The organism is Janthinobacterium darwini (assembly GCF_051380905.1).
Classification (GTDB): Bacteria; Pseudomonadota; Gammaproteobacteria; order Burkholderiales; family Burkholderiaceae_D; genus Janthinobacterium.
In genome coordinates this window covers 3,038,381-3,055,345 of the sequence record NZ_JBNYXX010000001.1, presented here as the reverse complement: position 1 = coordinate 3,055,345, position 16,965 = coordinate 3,038,381, and the positions used below count along the sequence as shown (strand labels likewise).

Below are 16,965 nucleotides of genomic sequence, written 5' to 3'. Positions count from 1 at the left end.
ATAGAATGAAAAGCAATACTTTCGCAACAAAAATGATGATAGGTGCGGCCAGCGTTGCCTGCAGCCTGCTGTTCGCGGCCAGCGCCTCGGCCAGCGCGCTGGAACAATTCAAAAGCTTTGCCGCCGGCACCAAGTCGGCCAAGGGCGAGTTCGTGCAGCGCCAGGTCAAGAAGGCGGACGCCAGCGGCAAGGCGAAAGTGTCGACGCCGGCCAGCGGCACGTTCGAGTTTGCCCGTCCAGGCAAGTTCATCTGGACCTATCTGAAACCGTACGAGCAGCTGCTGCAAGCCGATGGCGACAAGTTGTATATCTACGACAAGGACTTGAGCCAGGTGACGGTCAAGAAACTGGGCGACGCGCTCGGTTCCTCGCCAGCCGCCATCCTGTTTGGCAGCAACGACCTGGAAAAGAATTTCACCCTGGCCGAAGCGGGTACGCGCGATGGCCTGGAATGGCTGAAAGCGACGCCGAAGGCCAAGGATACGACGTTTGATGAAATCACCATCGGCCTGCGCAATGGCGTGCCGGAAGCGATGGAATTGCGTGACTCGTTCGGCCAGACCTCGGTGCTGGCGTTCAAGAATTTCCAGAAGAATCCCGCGCTGGCCCCGAACCATTTCAAATTCGTGATGCCAAAAGGCGCAGACGTCATTAATAACTGATTGTTGACGTCTTGCTGTTGACCGGCCTCGCAGCGATGCGGGGCCTTTGCATTCTTACCCGGTAAATATTATGGCGGATCTTTTTTCCACCGCACCGCGCCAGCCGCTGGCCGAAGCCTTGCGGCCTGCGACCCTCAACGAAGTCATCGGCCAGACGCATCTGCTGGGGGTGGGCAAGCCGCTGCGCCTGGCCTTCGAGGCGGGCAAGGCCCATTCGATGATTTTATGGGGGCCGCCCGGCGTGGGCAAGACCACCCTGGCGCGCCTGATGGCGAACGCCTTCGACAGCGAATTCATCGCCTTGTCGGCCGTGTTTGCGGGCGTGAAAGATATCCGCGCGGCGATGGATCAGGCCCGCCACAGCCTGGACCAGTTCGGCAAGCACACCTTGTTGTTCGTCGACGAAATCCACAGGTTTAATAAATCGCAACAGGATGCCTTGCTGCCCTTTGTCGAATCGGGCCTGGTGACGTTTATTGGCGCGACGACGGAAAACCCCAGTTTTGAGGTGAATTCAGCGCTGCTGTCGCGCGCGCAAGTGTATGTGTTGAAATCGCTCAACGAAGACGAGATGAAGCTGCTGCTGGCCAAGGCGCAGTCGACGGCGCTGACGCACTTGAGCTTCGACGAGGCCGCCGCCGACACCCTGATCGGCTACGCCGATGGCGATGCGCGCCGCTTCCTGAACTTGCTGGAACAGGCCGAGACGGCCGCCAGCTCGACGGGTACGACGAAAATCGACGCGGCCTTTGTCGACAATGCGCTGACCCTCAATTCTCGCCGCTTCGACAAGGGCGGCGACAATTTCTATGATCAGATTTCCGCCCTGCACAAGTCCGTGCGGGGTTCGAACCCGGATGCGGCCCTGTACTGGTTTTGTCGCATGATCGATGGCGGCGCCGATCCGCGCTATTTGTCGCGGCGCATCGTGCGCATGGCCTGGGAAGATATCGGCCTGGCCGACCCTCGCGCCTTGACCATGGTCAATGACGCGGCGGAAACGTATGAACGCCTGGGTTCGCCTGAAGGCGAACTGGCGCTGGGCCAGGCCGTGATTTACCTGGCGATTGCCGCGAAAAGCAATGCCGGCTACAACGCTTTCAACACGGCCATGGCGTTTGTGAAGAAGGACAAGTCGAAGGAAGTGCCCGTGCATCTGCGCAATGCACCGACGAAACTGATGAAGGAACTGGGCTACGGCCACGCTTACCGCTACGCGCACGACGAGCCCGATGCCTATGCTGCCGGCGAAACCTACTTCCCGGACGGCATGGCCGAACCGGGTTGGTACCAGCCCGTGCCGCGCGGCCTTGAAAGTAAAATAGCCGACAAGCTGGCCTGGCTGCGCGAGCTGGACAGGAAAGCCGGCAAGGGCTGAGGCTACAAACCCAGCAATGTAAAACCGTCATCCTGCGGCGCGTAGCCCACCAGCTGGCGCGTCGCCGCGATCGACAACCGTTTATAGCGGTTGTCCGACACGCCATGCACGACGTGGTAGCCGGCCGGCACGTCGGCGGCGATGCAGCGGGCCAGCAATTGCACCACGTCGCGCTCGCTGATGAAGGCGGCAATGTCGCGCGCGCTGTGCTGTTGACCTGGCGCAAAGTGGGCCACGTTGGCGATGCGCACGGCTATCGTCGTCATGCCATGCTGTTGCGCGAACGCGCAAGCCACGCCTTCGCCGAAGGCCTTGCTGGCGCCATACATATTGGCTGGCCGCGCCGGCATGCTTTCCTGCACCTGCATATCCAGCGGATAGCCTTCCACGGCTTGCGCGCTGCTGGCAAACACCACTCTTCTCACTCCCTGCGCCTCTGCCGCGCGGAAGATGTTGTGCGTGCCGATGATGTTCGGCTGCAGCAATTGCGCATCGAAGTCGGCGCTGGCGTGCGGCACGCCGGCCAGGTGCAGCACCACGTCGACGTCCGCGCAGGCGGCCAGGCAGGCGGCGTAGTCGGCCACATCGAGCCGGGTGGAGGGGCAGGGCGCTTCAACCAATCCCTCAGTGTGCAGGTCGGCCAGGCGCAGGGAGAAGTCCCCGTGCCGGCGCTTCCAGAAAGCGGTGCCGATGATGCCGGCCGCGCCCGTGACGAGGACGCGTAATGGGGTGGCTGCTAGAGTCATGTATTCCTTGTATTCAGTGGGTGAGGAAGTGCCAGGTTCAGCCAGCGCAGCAGGGCGGGACGGGGTGCGGCTGTCCCATGCACGCGGATGTGGCCGCTACCCACGGCTTCGACCAGCACCAGGCCGTCATTCGGTATCGTGTAGCGTTCGCCGCTGCGCAGCACGCAATCCTCGAACTGGGCATAGGCCGTAATCCAGGCCGTGCCGGACAGGCATTCGATGACCTTGGTGCGCGCTTTTTCCAGGCGTAAAGGTCGTTCGCTGCGTAATTCGTGGTCGGTATGCATGGCATCGCTCCTGTTGTGCTGACAGGAACAGCTTAGGCGCTTGCCTTGAACCATGACAGATGCAGGAAAACGAAATTGTAATGATCACAGTGACCTTTGCCGTACACTGTGCTTGTCAAAAAATTGGGCAACTGTATCTGTGCGGGCCGCGCGCGGCAGCCGCATACTGAAGGGATGAACATGAGCGCGCATTTGAATCTGTACGAGCACCTGGCCAACGAGCTGGGCGCCCTGATCGACTCGCGCGTGTTCGCGCCCGGCGACCGGCTGCCGTCGATCCGCCACCTGGCGCAGCAAAAGCGCATCTCCGTGAGCACGGTGATGCAAGCCTTGCGCCTGATGGAAGACCGGGGGCAAGTCGATGCGCGGCCCCAGTCCGGCTATTTCGTGCGCCACCGCGCGCCGCGCCGGCCCTGCAGCGCGGAAGCCCAGCACTTGAAGGAACCGGCCTTTGTCGGCATCAACAATCTCTTGATGCGCGTGCTGAAGGACAACGAAACGGCGAATATCGTGCAGCTGGGCACGGCCTGGCCGCCCGACGAAATCCTGCCCGTCAAGCGCATGCAGCGCACCATCAGCGCGGTTGCTCGGCGCGAACCCGCTTTATTGAGCAAGGTCAGTTGCTACGACGTCAGCGAAGGCAATTTCTTGCGCCAGGTCACGCGCCGGGCGCTGGACTGGGGCAAGCTGGACCCGCACGAGATCGTCGTGACGAATTCCTGCACGGAAGCGATCAGCCTGTGCCTGCGCGCCGTGGCCAAACCGGGCGACACCATCGCCATCGAGTCTGCCACGTATTTCGTGCTGCTGCAGATGATAGAAAGCCTGGGCATGAAGGCGCTGGAAATTCCCACCGACCCGAAGACGGGACCGTCGCTCGACGCGCTGGAGCTGGCCTTGCGCGCCGGCCTCGTGCAAGCCTGCCTGTTCGTGCCGAATGCGAATAACCCCCTCGGTTGCGTCATGCCGGAAGCAAACAAGAAGCGCCTGGCCAGTCTGCTGTCGGAGTTCAATATTCCGCTGGTGGAAGACGATGTGTATGGCGACCTGTGCTTTGCGCCGCAGCGTCCGTGGCCCGTGAAAGCCTATGATACGAGCGGCAACGTCTTATTGTGCTCCTCGTTTTCCAAGGCCATCACGCCCGCCTCGCGCGTGGGCTACGTGCTGGCAGGGCGCTTCGCGCAGGAAGTGGCCCTGCTGAAAACCGTGTCGAGCGGCGCCACCAGCCATTTCTTCCAGGCCGTGCTGGCCGATTTCTTGGAGGGCAGCAGCTACGACCAGCAGCTGCGCAAGATGCGGCGCACCCTGGTGCAGCGCATCGCCTGTATGTCCGACGCCGTGGCGGCCCACTTTCCGGCGGACTGCATGCTGTCCGAGCCGCAGGGCGGTTTCGTGCTGTGGGTGCAGATGCCGCCGCAAGTCGATGCGCTGGCCCTGCATGGCCAGGCCATCGCTGACGGCGTGGCGTATATGCCGGGCCAGCTGTTCTCGGCTTCGGGCAAGTTCAGCAATTACCTGCGCCTTAATTGCGGCAATGCCTGGACGCCGCGCATCGAGCAGGCGATCAGCCGTTTGGGGCGCCTCGTCAAGGATTCCTTGTAACTATTCTTTGCGCTTCAGTCCCCGTTTTTCACCGTTCGCTCCCTGTTTTTCGCTGCTGGTCGCAAGCCGGTGGCGTTGTTTGTCGCCGTTGGCTAAAGTACCACCATACCAGCAGCAGTCAACGACGCAAACCAACCAGGAGTCACATCATGCACGCACTGAAAAACATGGAAATCACCTTTGTCGCCGCCGCCATCATCGCCATCGGCGCCAGCTTCGCCACCGCCGGTGCGAATACCGTGGAAGTGAGCGCCAATAACACCGTGATCGCCCAGGCTGCCGACAGCACGATACCCGTCGTCACCGTCAGCGCCCGCCGCCTCACCGCTGCCGAAAAAGCCGCCTTTATTTGAGCCGCAACCTGAGCACCAGCCGTAAAGCGGGCGCGAGTGCCCAGCCTTGCCGCCATGACGATGGTTGGCCATGTGCAAAACTCATAAAGAACTGATCGGGTCTTGGTACAATGAGTGCTTTCGATACATCGGCACCGCCATCCACCCATGATAGATATCCAACTTCTCCGTAAAGACATCGCCACCGTCGCAGAACGCCTGGCGACGCGCAAATTCCAGCTCGACGTGGCAGGTTTCAATGCCCTCGAAGCCGAACGCAAGGCGATCCAGACGCGTACCGAAGAGCTGCAGGGCAAGCGCAACGCGCTGTCCAAGCAAATCGGCATGTTGAAAGGCAAGGGGGAAGACACCTCGGCCGTGATGGCGCAAGTGGCCGGCCTGGGCGATGAGCTGAAAGCCGATGAAGCGGCCCTGACCCTGGTGCAAGCCAAGCTGAGCGATTTCATCATGGCCGTGCCGAATTTGCCGCACGAGTCGTCGCCCGTGGGTACGGACGAGTCGGGCAACGTGGAAGTGCGCAAGGTCGGCACGCCACGCGCCTTCGATTTTGAAGTCAAGGATCACGTCGACGTGGGTGCCCCACTGGGTCTGGATTTCGAAGTGGCGACCAAGCTGACCGGTTCGCGTTTCTCCGTCATGAAGGGCGGCATCGCCCGTTTGCACCGCGCGCTGGCGCAATTCATGCTCAACACGCACGTGGACGAGCATGGCTACACGGAATGCTATACCCCGTACATGGTCAACGCCGATTCGCTGCGCGGCACGGGCCAGTTGCCGAAATTCGAAGCCGATCTGTTCTCGGTGAAAAAGGGCGGCGCGGAAGGCGAGGGCGAGACCTTCTACCTGATCCCCACGTCGGAAGTGTCGTTGACCAATATCGCGCGCGATGAAATCCTGGCGCTCGATCAATTGCCCCTGAAAATGACGGCCCACACGCCATGCTTCCGTTCGGAAGCGGGCAGCTATGGCCGCGACACGCGCGGCATGATCCGCCAGCATCAGTTCGACAAGGTGGAAATGGTGCAAGTGGTGCACCCGGACACGTCGTACCAGGTGCTCGATGAAATGGTCGGCCATGCGGAAGCGATTTTGCAACGCCTGGGCCTGCCATACCGCGTGATGTCGCTATGCACGGGCGACATGGGCTTTGGCGCCACCAAGACCTTCGACCTGGAAGTGTGGCTGCCGGCGCAAAACACCTACCGCGAGATTTCGTCCCTGTCGAACTGCGAAGCCTTCCAGGCCCGCCGCATGCAGGCGCGTTTCCGCAACGCTGCCGGCAAGCCGGAACTGGCGCACACCCTGAACGGCTCCGGCCTGGCAGTGGGCCGCACCCTGGTCGCCGTGCTGGAAAATTACCAGCAGGCGGACGGCAGTGTCGAGATCCCAGCAGTGCTGCGCCCGTACATGGGCGGCCTGACGCATCTGAAGGCGTAAAAGGTTTGCGCAGACTGTGCAATGGAAGGCTGAAAATAGTCCTTCCATTTTTTCAAGCGGCTGCTATAATCTTGCCTTCCCGCAGCAATGCGGGAAAAGACCGCAGTAAATGGAGAGGTGGCAGAGTGGTCGAATGTACTTGACTCGAAATCAAGCGTACGTTAAATCGTACCGTGGGTTCGAATCCCACCCTCTCCGCCAGAACAAATAAAAAGAGCTCCCGCAAGGGAGCTTTTTTTATTTGTGCCGGCGAAGAGGAGTACGCCCCCTGCGGGGCGTACGCGTGGGATTCGAAGCTCCGCGCATATTTGCGCGGAGCTCTCCGAATCGTCCAATTGATTTTTGCCTTGGCGTACGCGGGCGCGGAGCTCACCGATTCGCGCATATGGGTTTTGGTTTTAATTACCAGCCCTCAGTTGCAATTCACCAATAAAACCCCTACCCAAGCCAACAATGCCCATGCTAAAATAGCGCCTCGTTCAAACCGGCACGCCAGTTTGAATGAATAGACCGCAGTAAACGGAGAGGTGGCAGAGTGGTCGAATGTACTTGACTCGAAATCAAGCGTACGTTAAATCGTACCGTGGGTTCGAATCCCACCCTCTCCGCCAGAATACATAAGAGAAGCTCCCGCAAGGGAGCTTTTTTTATGCCCGCCACAGATGCCAACCGACCTGCGAGGTATCAATGCAGGTAGAAAAACCGCCCAAAGCGCGCAGCGCAAGGCGTTTTTTCCTCCATTCAAGCGCTAATGGCCAGCGCCCCGCCACCTTGATCTATCCCAGCCATGGTAATCTACCCGATCACCATCCTGCCCCCATACCAAAGCAAAGCAATGAGCCGATTCTGGAGCAACATCGTCAGCGAGCTGACCCCCTACATCCCCGGTGAGCAACCCAAACTGCCCGACCTGGTCAAACTCAACACCAACGAAAACCCCTATGGTCCGTCGCCGCAGGTGCTGGCCGCGCTGCGCGAAGCAGCCAACGACAGCCTGCGCCTGTACCCGGACCCGTCCGCCAGCGAATTGAAGCAAACCCTGGCCGCCTACCACGGCTTGACCAGCGCGCAAGTGTTCGTCGGCAATGGCTCCGACGAAGTGCTGGCGCTGGCCTTCATGGCCTTGCTCAAACACGATGCGCCGTTGTTGTTCCCCGACATCAGCTATAGCTTCTATCCCGTGTACTGCAAGCTGTACGGCATCGATTACCGCACCGTGCCCCTCGACGACGCCATGCGCATACGCCCGGAAGACTATCAGGGCCCATGCGGCGCCATCATCTTCCCCAATCCCAACGCGCCCACGGGCGTGGACTTGCCTTTGGCCGGCGTGGAAACCTTGCTGCGCGAGCATCCCGATGCCGTGGTGGTGGTCGATGAAGCGTATGTGGATTTCGGCGGCGAGAGCGCCGTGGCTTTGGTCGACCGTTATCCGAACTTGCTGGTGGTGCAGACGTTCTCGAAATCGCGCTCGCTGGCCGGCTTGCGCGTGGGCTGTGCCTTCGGGCATGCGGACCTGATCGAGGCGCTGGAACGGGTCAAGAACAGTTTCAACTCGTATCCGCTGGACCGGCTGGCGCTGGCCGGCGCCGTCGCTTCGCTGCACGACGAAGCGTATTTCCAGCAGACGCGCCAGGCCGTCATCGCCAGCCGCGAACAGCTGACGGCGGACTTGGCGGCGCTGGGCTTCGAGGTGCTGCCTTCGGTGGCCAATTTTGTCTTTGCCCGCCACCCGCAGCATGACGCGGCGCAGCTGGCGGCCGGCTTGCGCGCCCGCTCCGTCATCGTGCGCCATTTCAATGCACCGCGCATCAGCCAGTATTTGCGCATCAGCATCGGTAACCCGGCCGAGTGTGCAGCCTTGATGATCGCATTGCGCGAAGTGCTTTGATCTTGTGCAAGGTAATGCAACAATAATCGGATTCATTCATCGACAGGACGGACAATATGGCAAAAGTGGCATTCATCGGTTTGGGCGTCATGGGTTTCCCCATGGCAGGTCACCTGGCGGCGGGCGGACATGACGTCACCGTGTACAACCGCAACCCGGCCCGCGCGGCCGCCTGGCTGGAGCAGCACAAGGGCAGCAGCGCCGCCACGCCGGCCGCGGCCGCTGCGGGCGCCGAGTTTGTCTTCACCTGCATCGGCAACGATAACGATCTGTATCAAGTCATCCTGGAAGAGGGCGGCCTGCTGTCCGCCATGGCGCCGGGCAGCATACTGATCGACCACACGACGGCTTCGGCCGAAGCGGCGCGCACCATCCACGCGGCGGCGAAAGAGAAGGGCGTGTTCTTCCTTGACGCGCCCGTGTCCGGCGGCCAGGCGGGCGCGGAAAACGGCAAGCTGACGGTGATGGTGGGCGGCGACGCGCAAGCCTATGCGCGCGCCGAACCCGTCATCGCCTTGTTCTCGCGCGCGGTCACCTACATGGGCGCGTCCGGTTCCGGCCAGTTGACGAAGATGGTCAACCAGATCTGCATCGCCGGCCTGGTGCAGGCGCTGAGCGAAGGCATCGCCTTTGCGGAAAACGCGGGCTTGGACGCGCCGCTGGTGGTGGACGTCATTTCCAAGGGCGCGGCGCAGTCGTGGCAGCTGGAAAACCGGGGCAAGACCATGATCGAACGCAAGTTCGACTTCGGTTTTGCCGTCGACCTGATGCGCAAGGACCTGGGCATCTGCCTCGCCGAAGCCAGGCGCAACGGCAGCGACTTGCCCGTGACGACCTTGACGGACCAGTTCTATGGCGAAGTGCAGCAGGCGGGCGGCAACCGCTATGACACGTCCAGCCTGATCACCCGCCTCAGCAAGAAATAGATCGTCACAACGTCAATGAGCGGCGCGTCTCTGCAAAGGGCCGCGCCGCTTGTCGTTTACGCCAGTATCAACATCAAAACGTCAGTTTCCGGAACATCCGGTTTCGATTTTCATGGAAAAGCATGGACTTCGCTAGCTCATCGTGTATTATTAAAAAACGAGATGAAATGTCCCAATTTTTAAAACATTATGAGCGGACCCGCATGAAAACCAACTCCTCAGCGATAACACGCGTTGTCGACAAAAACATTCCCTACCTGTCTTCCGCCGTTGCCATCTGGCGCCCACGCGCTGTGCTGCGCAGCTGGCCCGGCGTCGCCATCGCGCTGGTGATCGCCCTGTCGGCCACCTTTATTTCCAGCAATTACGGCGGCCCCCAACTGCTGTATGCGCTGTTCTTCGGCCTGGCCTTCCACTTCCTCGCCTCCGATCCCACCTGCAAGCCCGGCATCGAGTTTTGCAGCAAGGTGCTGCTGCGCACGGGCGTGGCCCTGCTGGGCGCGCGCATCACCTTCAATCAGATCGCTTCCGTGGGCGTGACGCCCCTGCTGATCGTCGTCGGCGGCCTGATTGCCACCCTGGGTTTCGGTTATTTGCTGGCCAAGTGGCTGAAACGCCCCATCACGGAAGGTATTTTGTCGGGCGGTTCCGTGGCCATCTGCGGCGCCTCGGCCGCGCTGGCCATCTCGGCCGTGCTGCCGCAAACCAAGGAAAATGAAAAATTCACCCTGCTGACGGTGGTGGGCGTGACGTCGCTGTCGACCCTGGCCATGATCGTCTACCCGCTGCTGGTCAAACTGCTGGGCTTTGACCCGACGGAAGCGGGCGTGTTCATCGGCGGCACCATCCATGACGTGGCGCAAGTGGTGGGCGCCGGCTATCTGGTGAGCAACCATACGGGCGACGTTGCCACCTTCGTCAAATTGACGCGCGTGGCTTGCCTCGTGCCCGTCGTGCTGGGCCTGTCGATCATGTTCAAGCGCAAGGATGGCAAGAGCGAAGTCGATGCGCCGCCGCTGGTGCCTTTCTTCCTGATCGGCTTTGTCTGGCTGGTGATTACCAACAGCCTGGGCCTGATCCCGCAGGAAGTGAATGGCTGGATCAACAATGCCTCGCGCGCCTGCCTCGTCATCGCCATCGCCGCGCTGGGCGTGAAAACCTCGTTCCAGTCGCTGGCCTCGCTGGGCTGGCGTCCCGTGATCATGCTGGTAATGGAAACGGTGTGGATCGCCGCCTTCGTCGCCATCGCCGTGCTGCTGACGCGCTAAGCGAGTCGAGCCCGCCATGAAGATCCTTGTCCTCGGCGCCGGCGTGGTCGGCACGGCATCGGCCTGGTATTTGCGCCAGGCGGGCCACGATGTGCGCGTGCTTGAGCGCCAGGCGGGCGCCGCGCAGGAAACCAGTTTTGGCAATGGCGGGCAGATTTCCGTCTCGCACGCGGAACCGTGGGCCAACCCCGCCACCTTGCGCAAGGTGCTCACGTGGCTGGGCAAGGATGATGCGCCGCTGCTGTTTCGTCCACGCCTTGATGTGCTGCAATGGCAGTGGGTGCTGCATTACCTGCGCGAATGCCTGCCGTCGCGCGTGTCGCGCAATATGCGCCAGATCGTCGCCCTGGCCGAGTACAGCCGCCAGAGCCTGCAAGCGTTGCGCCGCGAGACGGGCATAGCCTATGACCACCTGGAGCGGGGCATCTTGCATTTCTATACGGACCAGCAGGAATTTGACAAATCGCAAGCAGGTGCCGCGCTCTTGCGCGCACTGGGCTGCCCGCGCAACACCGTCAGCGCCAATGAAGTGATACGGCTGGAACCTGCCCTGCGCCACGTGCGCAGCCGCATCGTCGGCGGCGACTTTACTGCCAGCGACGAGTCGGGCGACGTGCATTTGTTTACCACGGCCCTGGCCGCGCGCGCCGTTACGGCGGGCGTGGATTTCCGGTACGGCACGACGGTGACGCGCTTGCTGGCAGATGGCGAGCGCATCATTGGAGTGGAATGCATCGATGCGCAAGGGCGTCATCGCCTCGAGCATGCGGATGCCGTGGTGGTGGCCATGGGCAGCTTTTCCGCGCCCCTGCTGCAGCCGCTGGGCATCCGCTTGATGCTGTATCCGGGCAAGGGATACTCTGCCACCTATCCGATTGTCGACCCCGTCAGCGCACCTTCCGTCTCGCTGACGGACGACGGCCACAAACTGGTGTTTTCGCGCCTGGGCGAGCGCCTGCGCGTGGCGGGAACGTGCGAGTTGAACGGCTACACGCGCGAACTCAATTCCGTGCGCTGTGCCGCCATTACGCGCCGCGTGCAAGCGCTGTTTCCCCACGCCTGCGATTACAGCGACCCCGCCTACTGGGCCGGCCTGCGCCCCCTCACGCCCTCGAACGTGCCGTACATCGGCGCCACGCGCTACCGCCAGCTCTTCCTCAACACGGGCCACGGCACCCTGGGCTGGACCATGGGCTGCGGCGCGGGCAGGGCGATTGCGGATCTCGTGTCAGGACGGCGGCCCGAAGTCGATTTTGCGTTTTGCGGGGAGCCACCCCGGCAAGAGGCCGCTTTGGTTCAACTTAGGAGAGCACCACGATGAGAGACGACGCCACCCCCAGCCAAGCACCTACCGGCCTGACCCTGGCCGGCACCACCTACCAGTCGCGCCTGCTGGTGGGTACAGGAAAATACAAGGATTTCGAGGAAACGCGCCTCGCCATCGAAGAGAGCGGCGCCGAGATAGTCACCGTCACGATTCGCAGGGTCAACATTGGCCAGGAGAAGGGCGAGCCGAATTTGCTGGACTTCATTCCGCCGTCAAAATATACGATTTTGCCCAACACGGGCGGCTGCTACAACGCCCGCGACGCCGTCTACACCTTGCAACTGGCACGCGAACTGCTGGGCGGCCACCCGCTGTGCAAGCTGGAAGTGCTCGGTGATGAAAAGACCCTGTTCCCGAACATGCCGGAAACGTTAAAAGCGGCCGGGGAGCTGGTGCGCGACGGCTTCCAGGTGATGGTGTATTGCAGCGACGATCCCATCCAGGCGCGCATGCTGGAAGACCTTGGCTGCATCGCCGTCATGCCGCTGGCGTCACTGATCGGCTCGGGCATGGGCATTTTGAATCCGTGGAATCTGTCGCTGATCATCGAGCAAGCCACGGTACCCGTGCTGGTCGATGCCGGCGTCGGCACGGCGTCGGATGCGGCCATCGCCATGGAGCTCGGTTGCGACGGCATCCTGATGAATACCGCCATCGCGGCGGCGCGCGAACCGATACGCATGGCGCGCGCCATGAAACTGGCAGTGCAGGGCGGACGCGAGGCTTACCTGGCCGGACGCATGCCCCGGAGAGCGGGCGCCATGAGCGCCTCGCCCTCGTCGCCGATGGCCGGGCTGATCGCCTGAGTCGCCGCATTACCGCATTTGCAGCACCGTTGTTGATTCCTGTTTGAAGCACGATAAAAACCACAATACCTGGAGATGACATGAAACACACACTCGTAGCGGCGGCCGTCATGGCCACACTCTTCGCCGGCAGCGCCAGCGCCCAATCGTCCGTCACCGTGTACGGCTTGCTCGACGCGGGCCTGACGTCCGAACACGGCGGCGCGGACGGTTCCGTCACCAAGCTGGCCACCGGCGTGCAGTCGGGCAGCCGCATCGGCTTCAAGGGCACGGAAGACCTGGGCAACAAGCTGAAAGCCAATTTCTTGCTGGAAAATGGCCTCGACCTCGATACGGGCGCTTACCGCCAGGGCGCCTTGTTCGGGCGCAAGGCCTACGTGGGCCTGTCGGGTGACTTCGGCGCCGTGAATATCGGCTTGCAGCACAATCCGCTGTTCACCGCGCTGGACAATATCGACCCCTTCGAGACGGGCCTGACGGGCGCCTCGATCAACCTGATGAGCGTGGCCAGCCTGCGCACGAAAAACTCCATCATGTACGAAACGCCGAAGGTGAACGGCTTGTCGGCCGCCATCATGCTTGGCCTTGGTGAAAAGCCGGACAGCAACACCCTGGGCCGCACTATCGACTTTTCCATCGATTACGCCAACGGCCCGCTGGTGCTGACCCTGGCGCACGACAACCGCAAGGACACGCCGCTGAACACGGCGAAAGTCACCTTGCTGGGCGGTACCTACGACTTCGGCCCCGCCAAGCTGCACGCCGCGTATGAAACGGACAAGGATGATGCGGGCACGGATTTCCGCGATGTCATGCTGGGCGTGTCGGCCCCCGTGGGCGTGGCTGGCAGCGTGATGGCGTCTTACATCAAGAAGGATGACCGCACGAATGCGCGTCGCGGCGGGCGCCAGCTGGCCATCGGCTATACCTATGCCTTGTCCAAGCGCACCAATCTGTACACCTCGTACGGACGTATCAGCAACGATGGCGCGGGCACCAACTTCGTTGGCGACGCATCGAGCGGCGGCAGTGTGCCCTTGCCGGGCCATAACTCGAGCGCCTTCACGGCCGGCATGCGCCTGAAGTTCTAGGACGCAGCGCACGAGGTATCGATGGCGGGCTGTCTTTTGCGGATAGCCCGCCATTGTTGTTTCAGGAGTGGGTCAAAGCCACGGATTCCGGATTCAGGAATGAAACAGTCCGATTTTTCATGAATTTTCATTGACAGCGCATTTCGCAACCGTTAAATTGAACACGTATTTCAAATATCGGAACAAAATATACCGATTTTTTATAAAACCGTAAGGAGACTGTGCCATGACCGATTTGTCCGACCAAAAAGCCGCCGCCGCTGCCACTACCGCAGCAAACCCGGTGGGCCCGCAAAAGATGACGCCTTCCGAAGCGTTCGTGGAAACCCTGGCCGCCAATGGCGTGACCGACATGTTCGGCATCATGGGCTCGGCCTTCATGGACCCGATGGATATCTTTGCTCCCGCCGGCATCCGATTGATTCCCGTCGTGCACGAGCAGGGCGCCGGCCACATGGCCGACGGTTACGCCCGCGTCTCGGGCCGCCATGGCGTGGTCATCGGCCAGAACGGCCCCGGCATCAGCAATTGCGTGACAGCCATCGCCGCTGCCTACTGGGCGCACACCCCGGTCGTCATCATTACCCCTGAGACGGGCACCATGAGCATGGGCCTGGGCGGCTTCCAGGAAGCGAACCAGCTGCCGATGTTCGAGGAATTCACGAAATATCAAGGCCACGTGACCAATCCTGCCCGCATGGCCGAATTCACGGGCCGCTGCTTTGACCGCGCCATGTCGGAAATGGGCCCGACACAACTGAACATCCCGCGCGACTATTTCTATGGCGAAATCAAGGCCGAGATTCCAAAACCGAACCGCCTGGACCGTGGCGCCGGCGGCGAGCAAAGCCTCAACGATGCGGCCGAACTGCTGGCGAAAGCCAAGTTCCCCGTGATCATCTCGGGCGGCGGCGTCGTCATGGGCGAAGCGATCGAAGAATGCAAGGCACTGGCCGAACGCCTCGGTGCCCCCGTCGTCAACAGCTATCTGCACAACGACTCGTTTCCCGCCAGCCACCCGCTGTGGTGCGGCCCGCTCGGTTATCAAGGATCCAAGGCGGCCATGAAACTGATCGCCAAGGCCGACGTCGTCGTCGCCCTCGGTTCGCGCCTGGGCCCGTTCGGCACCTTGCCGCAGCACGGCATGGATTACTGGCCGAAGAACGCCAAGATCATCCAGATCGATGCGGACAACAAGATGCTGGGCCTGGTGAAAAAGATTTCGGTGGGCATCTGCGGCGACGCCAAGGCGGCCGCGAAAGCCATCCTGTCCCGCCTGGATGGCAAGAGCCTCGACTGTGACGCGACGCGCGACGAGCGCTATGCCACCGTGCAAGCGGAAAAGGCCGCATGGGAAGAGGAATTGACGAACTGGACGCATGAAAAAGATGCGTACAGCCTGGACATGATCGAAGAGCAAAAGAAGGAGCCGGGCAATTACCTGCACCCGCGCCAAGTCTTGCGCGAGCTGGAAAAAGCCATGCCGGAAGACGTGATGGTGTCGACCGACATCGGTAACATCAACTCGGTGGCGAACAGTTATTTGCGCTTTGAAAAGCCGCGCAGCTTCTTTGCAGCGATGAGCTTCGGCAACTGCGGCTATGCGTTTCCGACCATCATCGGCGCAAAAGTGGCCGCACCGCACCGTCCGGCCGTGTCGTATGCGGGCGACGGCGCCTGGGGCATGAGCTTGATGGAAACGATGACCTGCGTGCGCCACAACATTCCCGTGACGGCCGTGGTGTTCCACAACCGCCAGTGGGGCGCGGAAAAGAAAAATCAGGTCGATTTCTACAATCGCCGCTTCGTGGCCGGTGAGCTCGACAACCAGAGCTTCGCGGAAATCGCGCGGGCCATGGGCGCCGAAGGCATCACGGTCGACAAGCTGGAAGACGTGGGTCCGGCCTTGAAAAAGGCCATCGACATGCAGATGAATGAAGGCAAGACCACCATCATTGAAATCATGTGCACGCGCGAGCTGGGCGATCCGTTCCGCCGCGATGCGCTGAGCAAACCTGTGCGTCACCTGGACAAGTACAAAGACTACGTGTAATCAGTCAGCAGTCTGCCCGATCCTTGTATGACCCCGGCTTGCCGGGTTTTATGTGCCGGAACCATGGTTTATTCTTCATGCTTCATGCTTCATGCTTCCATGGTTCCGGCACTTTTTTTACCGAATTGGAGTACCCATGAAAGCCCTGCACCGCATCATCGAGCAAGCCCGCGCCGTGCCGAAAAACATCGTGTTGTGCGAGGGCGACGATGCGCGCGTGCTGCAGGCGGCCGCGCGCGCAGCAAGTGTAGGCTTGGCGCATATCACCATTGTTGGCAAGCCGGCCGCCATCCTGGCGCTGGCGCATGAACATGCGCTGGACCTGGACGCCGTGCGCCTGGTGGACCCTGCCACTTCCGAGGAGTCGGAACACTATGCCCAGCAATTGTTTGTGCTGCGCCAGGCCAAGGGCATGACGGTGGAGCAGGCCAGGCTCGCCGTGCAAGACCCGCTGTGCTACGCCAACCTGATGGTGCGCCTGGGCGACGCCGACGGCTGCGTGGCGGGGGCCGTGCACACGACGGCCGACGTGGTACGCAGCGCCATCCAGATCATCGGCGTCGATCCGGCCTTCAAGCTGGTATCCAGCTTTTTCCTGATGATGCTGTGCGAACCATTCCACAGCCTGAAGGGCGGTTTCATTTTTTCCGATTGCGCCCTGGTAGTCGACCCGAAGGCGGAAGAGCTGGCCGACATCGCCATGGCCGCCGCCGACAGCGCGCAAGCCTTGCTGATGGAAGCGCCCCGAGTCGCCATGCTGTCGTTTTCCACCAGCGGCAGCGCCCACCACGCGGCCGTCGACAAGGTGCATGCGGCCACGGACCGGGTCAAGGCCCAGCGTCCGCTGCTGGCTATCGATGGCGACGTGCAGCTTGATGCGGCCATCGTGGCCGAGATTTCCCAGCGCAAGGTCAAGGATTCCGTCGTCAACGGACGCGCGAACGTGCTGGTGTTCCCGAACCTCGATGCAGGCAATATCGGCTACAAACTGGCCGAGCGCATGGGCGGTGCCGTCGCCATCGGCCCCTTGCTGCAAGGCTTGAACAAGCCGGCCAATGATTTGTCGCGCGGTTGCAGCGCCGACGATGTGTATAACGTCATTGCCGTGACGTCCGTGCAGGCCCAGGGTGGGCGCTGA

Annotated in this window: 15 protein-coding genes and 2 tRNA genes; 15 read left to right on the top strand and 2 right to left on the bottom strand. The window is 61.6% G+C overall.

Going from position 1 to position 16,965, the window contains the following annotated elements:
• Positions 1 to 5: 5 nt before the first annotated feature.
• Both lolA and ACQ4WZ_RS14035 read left to right on the top strand, forming a co-directional pair.
• On the top strand, positions 6 to 662 hold the full coding sequence (gene lolA / locus ACQ4WZ_RS14040) for an outer membrane lipoprotein chaperone LolA (RefSeq protein ID WP_436573706.1): 657 nt from the start codon (positions 6 to 8) through the stop codon (positions 660 to 662).
• Between the two features lie 70 nt (positions 663 to 732).
• The gene (locus ACQ4WZ_RS14035) at positions 733 to 2,040 is read left to right on the top strand and encodes a replication-associated recombination protein A (protein WP_436573705.1); all 1,308 of its coding nucleotides are present in this window, start codon (positions 733 to 735) and stop codon (positions 2,038 to 2,040) included.
• A gap of 2 nt (positions 2,041 to 2,042) precedes the next feature.
• Here ACQ4WZ_RS14035 and ACQ4WZ_RS14030 read toward each other — a convergent pair whose 3' ends face one another.
• Complete coding sequence (locus tag ACQ4WZ_RS14030) at positions 2,043 to 2,786, bottom strand: NAD-dependent epimerase/dehydratase family protein (RefSeq protein WP_436573704.1); 744 nt, start codon at positions 2,784 to 2,786, stop codon at positions 2,043 to 2,045.
• Positions 2,783 to 3,073, bottom strand: coding sequence for a DUF2917 domain-containing protein (locus ACQ4WZ_RS14025; protein WP_166674831.1), 291 nt, complete (start codon positions 3,071 to 3,073; stop codon positions 2,783 to 2,785). The genes ACQ4WZ_RS14030 and ACQ4WZ_RS14025 overlap by 4 nt, the downstream gene beginning before the upstream one ends.
• A gap of 180 nt (positions 3,074 to 3,253) precedes the next feature.
• On the opposite strand from ACQ4WZ_RS14025, the gene ACQ4WZ_RS14020 reads away from it, so the two are divergent.
• From ACQ4WZ_RS14020 to pta, 13 genes are all read left to right on the top strand, one after another.
• Positions 3,254 to 4,675, top strand: coding sequence for an aminotransferase-like domain-containing protein (locus ACQ4WZ_RS14020; protein ID WP_436573703.1), 1,422 nt, complete (start codon positions 3,254 to 3,256; stop codon positions 4,673 to 4,675).
• A gap of 149 nt (positions 4,676 to 4,824) precedes the next feature.
• Positions 4,825 to 5,028 carry a hypothetical protein gene (locus ACQ4WZ_RS14015; RefSeq protein ID WP_133992697.1) on the top strand — a complete coding sequence of 68 codons (204 nt, stop codon included), beginning with the start codon at positions 4,825 to 4,827 and terminating at the stop codon, positions 5,026 to 5,028.
• Positions 5,029 to 5,175: 147 nt separating this feature from the next.
• Entirely contained in the window at positions 5,176 to 6,465 is a 1,290-nt protein-coding gene (gene serS / locus ACQ4WZ_RS14010; protein WP_101480441.1) for a serine--tRNA ligase, read from the top strand.
• Positions 6,466 to 6,576: 111 nt separating this feature from the next.
• A tRNA-Ser gene (locus ACQ4WZ_RS14005) sits at positions 6,577 to 6,666 on the top strand.
• Between the two features lie 320 nt (positions 6,667 to 6,986).
• Positions 6,987 to 7,076: transfer RNA gene (locus ACQ4WZ_RS14000), tRNA-Ser, on the top strand.
• Between the two features lie 224 nt (positions 7,077 to 7,300).
• Positions 7,301 to 8,356 carry a histidinol-phosphate transaminase gene (gene hisC / locus ACQ4WZ_RS13995; protein WP_436573702.1) on the top strand — a complete coding sequence of 352 codons (1,056 nt, stop codon included), beginning with the start codon at positions 7,301 to 7,303 and terminating at the stop codon, positions 8,354 to 8,356.
• Positions 8,357 to 8,412: 56 nt separating this feature from the next.
• Positions 8,413 to 9,282 carry an NAD(P)-dependent oxidoreductase gene (locus tag ACQ4WZ_RS13990; RefSeq protein ID WP_436573701.1) on the top strand — a complete coding sequence of 290 codons (870 nt, stop codon included), beginning with the start codon at positions 8,413 to 8,415 and terminating at the stop codon, positions 9,280 to 9,282.
• Positions 9,283 to 9,485: 203 nt separating this feature from the next.
• The gene (locus tag ACQ4WZ_RS13985) at positions 9,486 to 10,550 is read left to right on the top strand and encodes a YeiH family protein (protein ID WP_101480444.1); all 1,065 of its coding nucleotides are present in this window, start codon (positions 9,486 to 9,488) and stop codon (positions 10,548 to 10,550) included.
• A 16-nt stretch (positions 10,551 to 10,566) separates the two neighbouring features.
• Positions 10,567 to 11,871 (top strand): D-amino acid dehydrogenase, encoded by a 1,305-nt coding sequence (locus ACQ4WZ_RS13980; RefSeq protein ID WP_436573700.1) that lies wholly within the window; start codon positions 10,567 to 10,569, stop codon positions 11,869 to 11,871.
• Positions 11,868 to 12,683: a thiazole synthase gene (locus tag ACQ4WZ_RS13975; protein WP_133992693.1), complete on the top strand. Its 816-nt coding sequence runs from the start codon at positions 11,868 to 11,870 to the stop codon at positions 12,681 to 12,683. Before ACQ4WZ_RS13980 ends, ACQ4WZ_RS13975 begins: the two co-directional genes overlap by 4 nt.
• Positions 12,684 to 12,763: 80 nt before the next feature.
• On the top strand, positions 12,764 to 13,774 hold the full coding sequence (locus ACQ4WZ_RS13970; protein WP_133992691.1) for a porin: 1,011 nt from the start codon (positions 12,764 to 12,766) through the stop codon (positions 13,772 to 13,774).
• Positions 13,775 to 14,000: 226 nt separating this feature from the next.
• The gene (gene xsc, locus ACQ4WZ_RS13965; RefSeq protein WP_436573699.1) at positions 14,001 to 15,827 is read left to right on the top strand and encodes a sulfoacetaldehyde acetyltransferase; all 1,827 of its coding nucleotides are present in this window, start codon (positions 14,001 to 14,003) and stop codon (positions 15,825 to 15,827) included.
• A 136-nt stretch (positions 15,828 to 15,963) separates the two neighbouring features.
• Positions 15,964 to 16,965 carry a phosphate acetyltransferase gene (gene pta / locus ACQ4WZ_RS13960; RefSeq protein WP_436573698.1) on the top strand — a complete coding sequence of 334 codons (1,002 nt, stop codon included), beginning with the start codon at positions 15,964 to 15,966 and terminating at the stop codon, positions 16,963 to 16,965.

Bases quoted from the DNA above. Each gene is read 5' to 3' on its own strand.
- ACQ4WZ_RS14020 (WP_436573703.1), top strand. From the start codon at position 3,254: ATGAGCGCGCATTTGAATCTGTACGAGCACCTGGCCAACGAGCTGGGC.
- ACQ4WZ_RS13970 (WP_133992691.1), top strand. From the start codon at position 12,764: ATGAAACACACACTCGTAGCGGCGGCCGTCATGGCCACACTCTTCGCC.
- ACQ4WZ_RS14035 (WP_436573705.1), top strand. From the start codon at position 733: ATGGCGGATCTTTTTTCCACCGCACCGCGCCAGCCGCTGGCCGAAGCC.
- ACQ4WZ_RS14015 (WP_133992697.1), top strand. From the start codon at position 4,825: ATGCACGCACTGAAAAACATGGAAATCACCTTTGTCGCCGCCGCCATC.
- ACQ4WZ_RS13975 (WP_133992693.1), top strand. From the start codon at position 11,868: ATGAGAGACGACGCCACCCCCAGCCAAGCACCTACCGGCCTGACCCTG.
- ACQ4WZ_RS14025 (WP_166674831.1), bottom strand. From the start codon at position 3,073: ATGCATACCGACCACGAATTACGCAGCGAACGACCTTTACGCCTGGAA.
- ACQ4WZ_RS13990 (WP_436573701.1), top strand. From the start codon at position 8,413: ATGGCAAAAGTGGCATTCATCGGTTTGGGCGTCATGGGTTTCCCCATG.
- ACQ4WZ_RS14030 (WP_436573704.1), bottom strand. From the start codon at position 2,786: ATGACTCTAGCAGCCACCCCATTACGCGTCCTCGTCACGGGCGCGGCC.
- ACQ4WZ_RS13985 (WP_101480444.1), top strand. From the start codon at position 9,486: ATGAAAACCAACTCCTCAGCGATAACACGCGTTGTCGACAAAAACATT.
- ACQ4WZ_RS13980 (WP_436573700.1), top strand. From the start codon at position 10,567: ATGAAGATCCTTGTCCTCGGCGCCGGCGTGGTCGGCACGGCATCGGCC.
- xsc (WP_436573699.1), top strand. From the start codon at position 14,001: ATGACCGATTTGTCCGACCAAAAAGCCGCCGCCGCTGCCACTACCGCA.
- serS (WP_101480441.1), top strand. From the start codon at position 5,176: ATGATAGATATCCAACTTCTCCGTAAAGACATCGCCACCGTCGCAGAA.
- lolA (WP_436573706.1), top strand. From the start codon at position 6: ATGAAAAGCAATACTTTCGCAACAAAAATGATGATAGGTGCGGCCAGC.
- pta (WP_436573698.1), top strand. From the start codon at position 15,964: ATGAAAGCCCTGCACCGCATCATCGAGCAAGCCCGCGCCGTGCCGAAA.
- hisC (WP_436573702.1), top strand. From the start codon at position 7,301: ATGAGCCGATTCTGGAGCAACATCGTCAGCGAGCTGACCCCCTACATC.